Below are 12,725 nucleotides of genomic sequence, written 5' to 3'. Positions count from 1 at the left end.
GGCATCGACAATGAACGCGCATCCCACAGCCACCGCGAACAACGCGGAGCTGGAGCATTACATCGGCGGCAAGCGTGTCGCCGGCACCTCGGGCCGCACCGCGCCGGTCTATCAGCCCGCCACCGGCCGTATCGACATGCAGGTGCCGCTGGCAACTGCCGCGGAGGTCGACCAGGCCGTGCAGGCTGCGTCGGCGGCCTTTCCCGCTTGGGCGGATACATCCGCACTACGACGCTCGCGCATCATGTTCCGCTACAAGGAACTGCTCGAGCAACATCGCGACGAACTGGCAGCGCTGATTACGCGTCAGCACGGCAAGATCTTTTCCGATGCACAGGGCGAAGTGACGCGCGGCATCGAAGTGGTGGAGTTCGCCTGCGGCATCACCAGCCATCTCAAGGGCGATCACTCCGATGCCGTCGGCGGCGGCATCGACAACTGGAATCTGCGCCAGCCATTGGGTGTGGTGGCTGGCATAACGCCCTTCAATTTCCCGGTGATGGTGCCGATGTGGATGTTCCCCGTCGCCCTCGCCTGCGGCAACACGTTCGTGTTGAAGCCGTCTGAACGCGACCCCGCGCCGTCGGTGCGCCTGGCGGAACTGCTGGCCGAGGCCGGATTGCCGGCAGGTGTCTTCAATGTCGTGCATGGCGACAAGGTCGCAGTCGACGCCTTGATCGAGCATCCGGACATCTCGGCGCTGTCATTTGTCGGATCGACACCGATTGCCGAATACATCCATACCGAGGCCAGCCGTCGTGGCAAGCGCGTGCAAGCCCTGGGTGGTGCCAAGAACCACCTGGTCGTGATGCCCGATGCGGATCTGGAGCAAGTCGTCGATGCGCTGGTCGGCGCCGCCTATGGCTCGGCCGGTGAACGCTGCATGGCGATTTCGGTGGCCGTGGCTGTCGGCGATATTGGCGACGAGCTGGTGCCGTTGCTGCGCGAGCGTGCCAAGACGCTTTCTATCGGCGACGGCATGCGCAAGGACGTCGAGATGGGCCCGCTGGTGACCGCTGCTCATCGCGACAAGGTGGCCGGCTATATCGAAGCAGGCGTCGCGGAAGGTGCGAAGTTAGTGGTCGACGGCCGCGAGCACTCGGTGACCCATGGTGAGGGGTTTTTCCTGGGTGCGAGCTTGTTCGACCACGTCACGCCAGCGATGAATATCTATCGTGAGGAGATCTTCGGGCCGGTGCTGGCCGTGGTGCGCGTACCTGATCTGAAGTCGGCGGTGGAGTTGATCAATCGACACGAGTTCGGTAACGGCGCCGCGTGTTTTACGTCCGACGGTGCCACGGCGCGTGCCTTCGGTCGTCAGGTGCATGCGGGCATGGTCGGTATCAACGTACCGATTCCGGTGCCGATGGCTTGGCATTCGTTCGGCGGTTGGAAGCGTTCGCTGTTTGGCGATCATCATGCTTATGGCGATGAAGGCGTGCGGTTCTATACGCGCTACAAGAGCATCATGCAGCGGTGGCCGGATTCGATCGGCAAGGGTGCGGAATTTACGATGCCTGTGGCTAAGTAAGGGCACTCTAAGAGCCCCCCCCTCACCCCAACCCTCTCCCCCGGCAAAGTCAGGGGAGAGAGAGCAAAAGCGCGCGGTGTTGAAAGCTTGTCCCAGTGTGCCCCCTCTCCCCTGGCTTGCCGGGGGAGAGGGTTGGGGTGAGGGGGGCTTTTCGCCGCGCCATCGCATGCGCCGCTGTTTCCCCATGTAGCCAAACACAGCCACAAAGCACATTGCTGCGCCGCAACTTGATCGGCGCCGCATGGGGGCAGATTCTATTTTCGAAATACGAAAACTTTTTCGCATTCCGAAGTTTACAGAAGAGGCGACCATGGTCAAGCCGATCGAGAAAACACCGCTCAAGGGCAACGCTCCCACCCGCGTTGCCGGCACCGGTCTGGCCGCGCCTGACATGCGCAGCACGGTGCAGTCGTTGGCCAAGGGCTTTCGCGTCCTCGAAGCCTTCACCGCCGAGACGCCCGAGCTGACGATGAGTGAAGTCGGCTTGGCCGCCGGCCTCGATCCGGGCACCGCCCATCGCATGCTCGCCACCCTCGTGAGCCTCGGCTATGTGGTGAAGATTCCCGAGACCAAGCGTTTCCGGCTGACGCTGAAAGTGCTGGACCTCGGCTTCAACGCACTCGCCCACCAGGACATGCGCGCGATCGTGCGCCCCTACCTGCGCGACCTGGTCGGGCATCTGGGCGAAGCGGCGAGCTTCGCGGTGCTGGAAGGGCCGGACGTGCTCTACATCGAACGCGTGCGCGCCGGCGCCATCCGCCTCGGTGTCGACATTCGCGTCGGTTCGACGCTTCCCGCGCATATCAGCGCGATCGGCCAGAGCATGCTGGCCTTCCTCTCCGAGCCGGACATGAAGCGCATCGTCATCGCCGATGCCAATCGCACGCATAGCTACCAGGACAAACGCAGCGTGGCCGACGTGATGCCAGCGCTGCGCAAGATCCGCAAGAAGGGCTACGCGCTGGCACCGTCCACCTTGACCGAGGGACTGCGCATCATCGCTGTCCCGGTGCTCGATGTGGATGGGCATCCCGTCGGCGCGATCAGCGTGGCCGCACCGGCGGTGCGTACCACCATCGAAGAATTCGAGACATCAGCGCTCGAACCCGTGCGCGCGGCAGCCAAGCAGATCGCCCGTGCACTGGAAGCAAGTGGCAGCACCAGTTTTTGAGTTTATTTCCTCCCCGAAACAACGGAGTCACATCATGAGTCAGGTTTACAAGGGCATCCTCCCTGCCCTGCAGGTTCCTTTCCAATCCGACCTGTCGATCGACGAGCCGGAACTGCGCCGCTTTGCGCAATGGCTGGTGTCGCATCAGGGCATCGGCGGTCTGGTGACCAATGGCCACACCGGCGAAGTGTTCGCGCTCACCGCCGAGCAGCGTGCACGCGTCACGCGCATCGTCGCCGAAGAAGCCAAGGGCAAGGTGCCGGTGGTGTCGGGCGTGTGCTGCGAAGGCATTACCGAAGCGGTCGAGCACGCCAAGATGGCACGCGATGCCGGTGCCAGCGCGATCCTGTTGATGCCGCCGCACGGCTGGCTGCGTTTCGGCATGCAGCAGCCGGATAACGTAGTCGACTACTTCCGCGCCGTGGGCGAAGGTTCCGGGCTCGACATCATCGTGCACATCTACCCGGCCTGGACGCGCGCGTCGTATTCGTTCGAGACGCTGGCCGCGCTGGCCAAGCTGCCGCATGTGAAGTGCATGAAGATCGGCACGCGCGATATGAACAAGTACGCCCGCGATATCCGCACCATTCGCGAGGCCGACCCGAGCGTCACCATCCTCACCTGTCACGACGAATACCTGCTGGCCTCGATGATCCAGGGTGTCGACGGCGCACTGGTCGGTTTTGCCTCGTTCATTCCCCAGAAGATCATCGACCTCTACGCCGCCGTGCAGGCGGGCGACCTCAAGACCGCGCAGGCGATCCAGGCGCAGATCAATCCACTCAAGGACGTGGTCTACGGTGGTGGTGAGCCGACTGGCGATGCACATGCCCGCATGAAGGTGGCGATGTCGTTCGCCGGCATCCTGAAATCGGCCACCGTGCAGCCGCCGACGCGTCTTCCGGAAGGTGCCGCGCTGCAGGCGATCGAAGCGGCGGTAAAAGGCGCCGGCTTCCTGAAGCCGCAGGCAGCGGCATGAAAACCATCGGCGTGACGATTTTTCCGACCGCACACGCCGACGGCCCCTCAGACACTCGTTGAAGCTCCAAGGATACGGATGGCGTTGGCGCGCCATCCGCGTCCCAAGCCTAGCAAACGCTCAGACAGGCGCCAATGTGGCCGCTCGTGGCTGCCCGTGCCGGAATGGTTTTGGTGGAGATACGCATGACGATCAAAGAGAACGCGGACGTGGACCGCTCGGCCGCCGGGATCGTAGCCCGACTGGAACGGCTGCCGGTATCGCGCCCGCTGGTATGGGCACGCATGGTGGTGGGCTCGGCAACGTTCTTCGACGGCTACACGACGCTCGCGATTGCCTATGCGATGCCGGTGCTAGCCAAGCTGTGGCAGCTGCCGCCGTCCCAAGTGGGGCTGGTGATTTCCTCCGGTTACCTGGGGCAACTGATCGGCGCGCTGTTCTTCGGCTGGCTGGCCGAACGCATCGGGCGCCTGCGTACGTTGACGATCACAGTCAGTATCTTCGCGATCATGAGCGTGGCCTGCATCTTCTCCTGGAATGCGACGTCATTGATCGTGTTCCGTTTTATCCAGGGCATCGGTACCGGCGGCGAAGTGCCGGTGGCCAGCGCCTATGTCAACGAATTCGTCGGCGCACGTAGTCGCGGGCGCTTTTTCCTGCTTTACGAACTGCTGTTCCTGGTCGGCCTGGTATTTGCCGCATTGATCGGCTATGAACTGGTACCGCGGTTCGGCTGGCAGATGATGTTCTGGATCGGGGTGGTGCCGGTGGTGTTGACCGTGCCGCTCCGCTTCTTCCTGCCAGAGTCACCGCGCTGGCTGCTCACGCATGGGCGCATTCCCGAAGCGGAAGCTGTGATCTCCCGTCTGGAAAAAGACGTCACCGATCGCGGTATCGAGCTACCGCCGCCGATACGCGCCACAGGCATCGTGGCATCGTTCGAACGTGGCTCCTGGCGTGATCTGTTCTCCGGCATTTACCGCAAACGCACCCTGACGCTATGGGTACTGTGGTTCTGTTCGTACCTGATCAATAACGGCCTGGCGACCTGGTTGCCGACGCTTTATCGCACCGTATTCAATATTCCGTTGCGAACGAGTCTGCTGTACGGACTGATCATGACCACCGTGGCGGTTGTCGTGTCCTTTGTGTGCGCTATCTCGATCGACAAGGTGGGGCGGCGGCCGTGGTATATCGGTGCGTTCGGGCTGGCCGTCATTCCTCTGGGTGTGTTGTGGATCATCGGTGCCAGCACCGCCATCCAGGTGCTGGTATTTGCCACTTGCGCTTACGCGATCATCCAGACGATCACCTATTCGCTGTATCTGTATTCGGCCGAGCTTTACCCGACGCGTATGCGTGCGGTAGGTGCCGGTATCGGTAGCGCGTGGCTGCGTGCCGGCTCGATGGCCGGGCCGGCGTTGATCGGCTTTGTGGTGGCCGAGTCGGGGGTGCATACGGTGTTTTTGAGTTTTGCCGTGGTGGCGATTGCCGGTGCAGTGACGTGTGCGTTGTTTGCTACCGAGACCAAGGGGCGGGTGTTGGAAGAGTTGTCGCCTTGAGGGCTTAGAGCCCCCCTCACCCCAACCCTCTCCCCCGGCGAAGCCAGGGGAGAGGGCTGGGGTGAGGGGGAGCAAGAGGCGAAGCGAAGCGAGCCTAAAGCTTCAACTCCACATCCGCCACGTACGTCCGCTGCGGAAACGGGTGAAACAGAAAGTACTTCTCGTTGGTGAAGTTATCCACGCCAACCGATGCTGTCAGATGCTCGTTGATACGGTACTGCACGCGCGCATCGAACACGGTGAAGCTGTCGAATGCACCGAACACATGCGGCGTGTTGTCGGTGTTATCGAGCGTTGAATACTGCTTTCCGCTGTAACGACCAGCCACGGTCAAGGCCCATGCATCATCCGGACGATAGGTTGCCACCGCCGTGGCACGCCAGCGCGGAACATTCGGCGCATGCTTGCCGGTCGACGTAGTACCGGTGGTGCTGGCAAAGCTGTCGTTGGAAAGAATGGTCGAGTCGACAAAGGTAACGCTACCGGACAACTCCAACCCATGGATCAACGCATCGCGCTGTTCGGCCACCAGCTCGACACCACGGTTGCGCACCTCGCCGACATTGGTGGTGAAGTTGACTGGAGCCGCTACATTCGGCAGAAATGCAGTCTGCGCGATCAAGGCATCCTTGGTGTTCTCCTGGAACAGCGACAACCGCAACAGCCCTTGCGACAGCCCATGTTCGATCGCCAGTTCGCCGCTCCGCACTTTTTCCGGCTTCAGATCGGGATTGGGCGAGGTAAACGTCGAGCCGGTCGACACCAGCTGATACAGCTCGCTCACCGTGGGAAAACGAATGGCGCGCGCCAGCGACCCGGTGATGCGCCAACTCGGATCCAGTTGCCATTGCAGCGTTGCCTTTGGCGAGAACCCGTCGCTCTTCTCGACTGGCTGCTGCACCGCCTTGCCGCCGCTGAAGTTGAAACCATCGCTGGCCTTCCACCACTCGTAGCGACCACCGACCGTCAACAACCATGCGGGCGCAAATTGCCAATTGTCGGCGATCCACACTGCTTGTGTGGTGGTCTTGCCGCTGCCCGCCGAGAACAGTGTGGTCGTGGTTGCGGCATCGTCACGGTCAGTCAGGTTACGCGTCGGATTGACCAGCTCGTAGCGATCGCCATGCGCACCGAAGGAAACCTCCTGGCCTCCACCGTAACCTTGCGGGCGCCAATAACCTTTCAGGTCGACGGTCGACCAGTTGGTACCGCCGTAACTGGCCAGGCGCCCGTTCGTCGTCAGGTCGGTGCCGCCGAGCACACCCGCTGGTGAAAGCTGCTGATCCTTCAGGAACGCATAGTGGGTTACGACCGCTTCGCCATCGAAGTCACCGCGCGTGTCGCTCTTCAACGAGAACGCCTGCATCAGGTGATGCGCGCTCAGGTCATAGATATTGCTGGCAAAGCCCGCGGTGCGACCGAAGCTTGGCGCACCATTGGCGTCGGTCAGATACGTCTGCGCCTGCGACTGCCCGTGGTTGCTCCAGAAGCCGGCCATATAGGTTGCGCGCCACTGCGGCGCGATGTCGTAGGTCAGTTTACCGTTGAGGTCGAGCATGCGAGTATGCAACAGGCCGCCCGCACCGAGCACGTTGGCGGTTTGCCCGAGTTTGTTTTTCGCCGCGATGGCGCCTTCCGTACCAGCAGGAAATCCAGGACTGGTGATATACGACAACGGCTGGCTGAAGCTATTGAGTACATTGGCCGAGAAAAACCAACCCAGGTCGCCGTGACGACCACCCGCCGTGAGGCTGGTCTGGCTCGTGGAAAAATGATCGTGCGTGCCGTAGAGATCGAAATCCTGCACGGCTTCGGTCTGCTTGATCGTGACCTCGGTTTTCTCCGGCATCCGCGTGACGATATGCATCACGCCGCCCATCGAATTGCCCGCATATTCGGCAGAAAACGGGCCGTACAGCATATCGATGCGTTCGATCGATTCGGGCGAAGCCATGCCCCAGCGAGGCGCGCCGATCGTATTGTTGTTGGCGATCAAGGCGGAAATCGGAATGTCGTCGATATAGACCAGCGTCCGCGCACTCGATCCCACACCCCAGGTGCGCGTCGCCAGTACGGGCTGAGTATCGCCGTAGTTGCGTTTGCGAATGAACACACTGGGCAGGTATTTGGCCGCATCCTCGACATCGACCGCATTGACGGTGGCGGCGATGCGCGCCGCGGGCACGCTGACCTGCACGGCCGGGAAATGCGGTTCGCCTTGCGGCGCCTTGGCGGTGACCTTCATGCCGCGCAGATCGGTGATCTGGGGATCAGGCGGCGCATCGGCCGCATGAGCCAGCCAGAGCGAGGCAGACAATAGCGATAACGGCAGCGCGAGCAGGCGCCGGATATCAGGGGCATCCATCTTGTTTTTCCAATCGGTAGTCTGCGTCGGTTACCTGGACGCAGGAACGCGATACCGGCGACGCTCGTGTCGAGCGCCGCTTCAAGCATCATGAAAGACATACCGCCGAAGCGGCACGAATATTCAACCGATGGAAAAAACCGGCGGCCCGCGCGGCTCCGCGCTCAGGACGACGGCGCTATCGCTATGGATGGCCGGAACACGGATCGGCGCATCGGCACGCATCTGCGTGGCGATGACCGGGAGTCGAAACACGGTGGGCGTTACCGGCGAATGACACAGCAACGTGCAATAGCCGCAGGCGTCGCCGTGCTCGCCCATCGGCATGTCCGGCGTGCGGTGGCCGGCATGCGTGTGATCGGCCTGCGCCGCATGTTCGGGGCACAGCGCGTCCACACTCGTCATCGCATGGACGGCAACGAGGTACTGGGAAATGCCGGGAGCGAACGCGACCAGGGCCATGGCGGCGATAGCCAGCCAAGCCACACATCGTCGTTGGATCGCCCTGCGTGACATCGTTCTCAAGTGCCCCTTATGCACGTCGGCGGGATCATCCCACAAACCCTGGACCAGGGTTCAAGGTTTCTGTTGCGACAAAGCGTCACGCGGCGGATTTTCTCGATCGACCGGCTTCTCGTTCAGGATACCGATGACCTTGTCGATCGCTTCCGGGTTGTTATAGAGCTTATGCCCCCACGCCACGATCGTGGTCGATACAGCACCGGGGATGACCGCACTGCTCAACGGCACGATGCCATCGCCGCGCACGCTGGCACCCGGCAGATCACCGGCAATCGTGTAGTAACGGATACCCGGCGCCGGCATCAGGGACTGGCTGGCGTGACTGACCGGCTGGGTATCGCGCATCGTGCTTACGCTGCTCAGGCCTGCCGATTGATACACCGCCAGCACATTGCTCTGCACTGCCGCCGGATCGTTCTTGGCCATACGCCGCAACGCATCCAGTTCGGGCCCACGCGGATTGAGCACCAGCACGGCGATACGGCCGAGGAGACGTTGCGACACCGGACTCCCCAGATGCGGCGCGGCCAGGAATATCGCCTGCGTTACGCCCGGATAGGGATGAAAAAAGAACAAGCGCTTGAGCATGTCCAGATCGGACGCGCTCGCTTTGATTTTTTCCGGCGGCACGGTAAATGCGGTACGCCATAAAAGATCGCCGCTGTCCGCGCTGAGCAATCGAGCGATCACGCCGCCCATGCTGTGACCGACCAGTACCATTTGCTGCCTGGCAGGATCGGCACCGGAAGGATCGAGCAGCTTCCAACCCTGATCGAGAAACTGCTGCACCCGCAAGCGACTTACCAACAACGGCGCATCGGTTTGATAAACCACATGCCAGATCTGATAGCGCGCATGCAGCTCGGGTGTACCCAGGACGCGGTTGGTCAGCTTACCCCAGATCAGCGGACTGGCTCCCAGGCCATGAATCATCACGATCGGCGTCTTGTGTGGGTCGTAATCCTCCAGCAGATAAAGCCCCTGCCGCAACCCGATCTCCTTCCCGCCGATCAGGTTCCATACGGCCAGACGCTTGAGCTTGGATTGATCGAACAGATAGGCATAGGGCGCGGTGGTATCGCGCGCCAGCGGATAGGTCGTCGAGCCGATCACGATATCCGGGGCATGCTCTGGATCGGTGATATGCAGACGAGGCCGATCCTGTGCATCGACATCGATCCACGCAGTCGCCGCGCGCGATACGCCTTCGGGCGGATAGAGCTTGCACAACGGCTTGTCGCTGCAACGCTGTGCCGCTACCACCAAAGGCACGCCCAGGCCTGGTGCTGTGTGACGCACGCCGAAGCTTTCGGGAATCGTGACGCTATCGGCCGGCACCAGCTGCAACGGTCCATGCAGACTCGCCGGCATCGCGTCGATCACGAGCGACATGGTGTCGTCGCCGAAACTCAAGGTGCGTGAGGTCCAGCCATCCGCATCGCGATCGAACACGTCGTCCACCAGACGCGTCGTGCACAGGCTGTACCAATGCAGGGCCTCGCGCACCTGCCTCGCATCGTTGGCAAGCGCGCGATAGCCGGCGGCCGCGCAACGCAACCAGCCACGCTGCGATAATTCGGGACGCTTTTGATGCGATGCGTCCGTCGCCCAGCTACGTGCCTGGGCCAGCCAATCGACTGCTTCATGCTGAGGCGCGGCATCAACCGACGGCGATGGCTTTACCGGCGCACAGGCGGCCGATAACAACACCATGCAGACCATGATCACAGCCTGCCATGGCACCGCCTGCGCGCGCATCGCACCGCTCACCGCCGAACCCGCCTGCTGCTCACGGCGCCGATTGGGCTGGCACCGGTTGCGTCGCTCCCGACGATGGCAAGGCGTAGGCGATCAACGAATCGCCCATCTTCGTTCCCAGCGAACCGTGACCACCGGCCATCAGCACGACGTACTGGCGCCCGGTCTTGTCCGATACGTAACTCATCGGTATCGCCTGACCACCGGCCGGCAGCCGCACTTCCCACAGCTTGTTGCCGGTACGCAGGTCGTAGGCACGGAAGTAGTAATCCAGGGTGGCACTCATGAAAACCACCCCGCCACCCGTCGTGATGGCACCACCGAGGCTGGGCACGCCCAGCGGCAGCGGGATCGGCAACGGCGCGTTGTCGACTACCGTGCCGTTGCGATGCATCCACACCTTCTGCATGGTCTTCAGATCGACAGCAGCGACATAGCCCCACGGCGGTGCCTGGCAGGGAATACCCAGCGGCGACAGCAAGGGATGCAGATCGACCGCGAACGGCGTACCGGTCATCGGCTGCAATCCCTGCTCGCTACCGGTGCCGCCCTTGGCATCGATCGTGTCGCGACGATGCAGCCTGGATACGAAGGCTACGTAATTGGGGTTGCCGACCAGCACCTGGCGCACCGGATCGACCGCGACGCCGCCCCAATCGAACACACCGTAGTTGCCTGGATAAATCAGCGAGCCTTGCTCCGAAGGTGGCGTAAAGATGCCGTCGTAGCGCAGTTGCTTGAACAGGATGCGGCACATCAGCTGATCGAACGGATTGGTTCCCCACATGTCGCTCTCGCGCAGCCGTCGCTCCGGCTTGAACGACAAGGCGGAGAAAGGCTGCGTCGGTGCACTGTAATCGCCTTCGGCGGCACCCTGCGGAACCGGTTGTTCGGGTGCGGGCACCACCAGCTTGCCGTCACGTCGATCGATCACGTAGATGTCGGCGCGCTTGGTCGAAGCGATCACCACCGGCACCTTGCCTTGTGGCGTATCCAGATCCATCAGGTTGGGTTGCCCACCGACGTCCATGTCCCACAGATCATGGTGCACGGTCTGAAACACCCAACGCAGTTTGCCGGTGGCGATATCGAGCGCAACGATCGAGCTGTTGAATTTCTCGCCTTCCGGATAGCGATTGCCACCCCACATGTCCGGCGTCTGGTTGCCCATCGGGATGTACACCATGCCGAGTTTTTCATCGACGCTGGATACGCTCCAGGAATTGGGCGAGTTGTGTTTGTAGAACTGGCCTGGCGCCAGCGGTGCGGTTTCGTCGGGGTTGGCCGAATCCCAATTCCACAACAAGCGGCCCGAGTCGATGTCGTAACCGCGAATCACGCCGGACGGCTCGTGCGTGGAGTCGTTGTCGGTCACGGCGGCCGATACGATCAGCACATGCTGCGTCACCACCGGCGGCGAGGTCGGATTGAGAAAGCCGCGTTGCGTCATCGACATGCCCTGGTACAGGCCGATCACGCCTTTGTCGCCGAAGTCGGTGCATAGCTGGCCGTTATCAGCATTGATCGACACGATGGTCGCATCGGCGGTCGGCGCGAAGATGCGCCGCGGGCAGCTGTCGAAGTGGATCGCATCGGCAGGTACAGCGCCCCGTGCAGCCATCACCGGCTTGTCCGGCGCGCCGGATGCAGCGGGTTTTGTCGCCACACTGGCCGCGCTCGTCGGTGCGGCGGCGGCATAGCTGCCGGAGTCGTAGTAGGCAACGCCACGACAGATCATGTGCTGGTAGGTCTTCGCGTCGCGATTGATCTTCGGATCGAACCGCCACAGCTCCTTGCCGGTGTCCGGATCGAGCGCGATCACGATGTTATGCGCCGTGCAGATGTACAGCTTGCCGTTCGCCTTGAGCGGAGTGACCTCGTTGGCGATCTCGAACGGGTCGCCCGGCCCCCTGAAGTCGCGGGTATGAAAGGTCCAGGCCTCTTTAAGCTGACCGACGTTCGCCGGCGTGATCTGGGCGGTAGGGGCATAGCGCTGGCCAAGGCCCGAACGGCCATAGGCCACCCAATCACCTGGCGGGACGCCCGAGCCGTCCGTCCCCACTGCCGCCATGTTGGCCTCCGGCACGCTGCCGGCCAGGGTGTGGTAGTCCGTGAAATAGCCCACCGCACCGACCACCAGGCTCACGACCAGGGCCAGCCAGACCGCCCAGGTTCCCCTGTGCCCATGGGGATTGCCCACGACCAGACGCCGGCTGATCCAGGGCATCACCAGCCATAGTCCGAGCACAAACCAGACCGCCATACGGGGCACTAGCTGCCACCAGTCGAAGCGCACTTCGAGGACCGACCAGATAGCCGTTCCCAGCAATATCAATGCGTAAAGCCATAAAGCTGTCTGACGAGCACTAATTAACAAATAGCCGTCGACGATTAAGGCCAGGCCGATAATCAGGTAATACCAGGAGCCGCCAAGGCTCACCAGCCAGCCTCCCCCGATGGCCAATGCCAGGCCCAGCACGATGAAAACCAGCCCTGTCATCCACAACCACGCCCCGGATCGTGATGTCTTAGCCATGGCGTTCTCGCTCTTTTGGGCCCGCGGCGCAGGTGCCGCCAGGACGGTCCATGGTTGTGGACCTTTCGTCACGATTTCGTGACGACGAACGTCAGATAAACCTATGAATTTCAGTCATATCGTCGCAGGATTTTGCTTTGCATCACATTCTGCTCAAGGCGGCTTCAGACTTTGCGCAAAAGGCCGATATGGCTGCTAACATCGCGAACCAAGAGCCTACTCGTCGGGGGATGAGCGGACGACGTCCAGGGCGTATTTTTCATCAACGCGTGGCCCGTAAACGGTGTGCCTCCAAGGGATG

8 protein-coding genes are annotated in these 12,725 nt (G+C 62.0%); 4 read left to right on the top strand and 4 right to left on the bottom strand.

Annotation, left to right across the window (positions count from 1 at the left end; all coding sequences use genetic code 11):
- Window positions 1-10: 10 nt before the first annotated feature.
- The 4 genes from ACZ6WW_RS04680 (at window position 11) to ACZ6WW_RS04665 (ending at window position 5,243) form a co-directional block, all read left to right on the top strand.
- Window positions 11-1,531, top strand: a complete 1,521-nt coding sequence (locus tag ACZ6WW_RS04680; protein ID WP_465273185.1) for a CoA-acylating methylmalonate-semialdehyde dehydrogenase — start codon at window positions 11-13, stop codon at window positions 1,529-1,531.
- 310 nt (window positions 1,532-1,841) lie between these two features.
- The gene (locus ACZ6WW_RS04675) at window positions 1,842-2,702 is read left to right on the top strand and encodes an IclR family transcriptional regulator (RefSeq protein WP_465273184.1); all 861 of its coding nucleotides are present in this window, start codon (window positions 1,842-1,844) and stop codon (window positions 2,700-2,702) included.
- 34 nt (window positions 2,703-2,736) lie between these two features.
- Window positions 2,737-3,681 carry a dihydrodipicolinate synthase family protein gene (locus ACZ6WW_RS04670; protein ID WP_465273183.1) on the top strand — a complete coding sequence of 315 codons (945 nt, stop codon included), beginning with the start codon at window positions 2,737-2,739 and terminating at the stop codon, window positions 3,679-3,681.
- A 185-nt stretch (window positions 3,682-3,866) separates the two neighbouring features.
- Window positions 3,867-5,243: an MFS transporter gene (locus ACZ6WW_RS04665; protein WP_465273182.1), complete on the top strand. Its 1,377-nt coding sequence runs from the start codon at window positions 3,867-3,869 to the stop codon at window positions 5,241-5,243.
- Between the two features lie 94 nt (window positions 5,244-5,337).
- Here ACZ6WW_RS04665 and ACZ6WW_RS04660 read toward each other — a convergent pair whose 3' ends face one another.
- The 4 genes from ACZ6WW_RS04660 to ACZ6WW_RS04645 all read right to left on the bottom strand — a co-directional run bounded on the left by ACZ6WW_RS04660 (window position 5,338) and on the right by ACZ6WW_RS04645 (window position 12,424).
- Complete coding sequence (locus ACZ6WW_RS04660; protein ID WP_465273181.1) at window positions 5,338-7,608, bottom strand: TonB-dependent receptor; 2,271 nt, start codon at window positions 7,606-7,608, stop codon at window positions 5,338-5,340.
- Window positions 7,609-7,731: 123 nt separating this feature from the next.
- Window positions 7,732-8,094: a DUF2946 domain-containing protein gene (locus ACZ6WW_RS04655; RefSeq protein ID WP_281848259.1), complete on the bottom strand. Its 363-nt coding sequence runs from the start codon at window positions 8,092-8,094 to the stop codon at window positions 7,732-7,734.
- A gap of 90 nt (window positions 8,095-8,184) precedes the next feature.
- Window positions 8,185-9,900 carry an esterase/lipase family protein gene (locus ACZ6WW_RS04650; protein WP_465273180.1) on the bottom strand — a complete coding sequence of 572 codons (1,716 nt, stop codon included), beginning with the start codon at window positions 9,898-9,900 and terminating at the stop codon, window positions 8,185-8,187.
- Window positions 9,901-9,919: 19 nt separating this feature from the next.
- Window positions 9,920-12,424, bottom strand: a complete 2,505-nt coding sequence (locus ACZ6WW_RS04645) for a glucose/quinate/shikimate family membrane-bound PQQ-dependent dehydrogenase (protein WP_465273179.1) — start codon at window positions 12,422-12,424, stop codon at window positions 9,920-9,922.
- Window positions 12,425-12,725 lie beyond the last annotated feature (301 nt).

The organism is Dyella sp. NPDC103356 (assembly GCF_055584465.1).
Note: the sequence above shows the minus strand (reverse complement) of the source record. Positions and strands in the feature narration are given on the sequence as shown.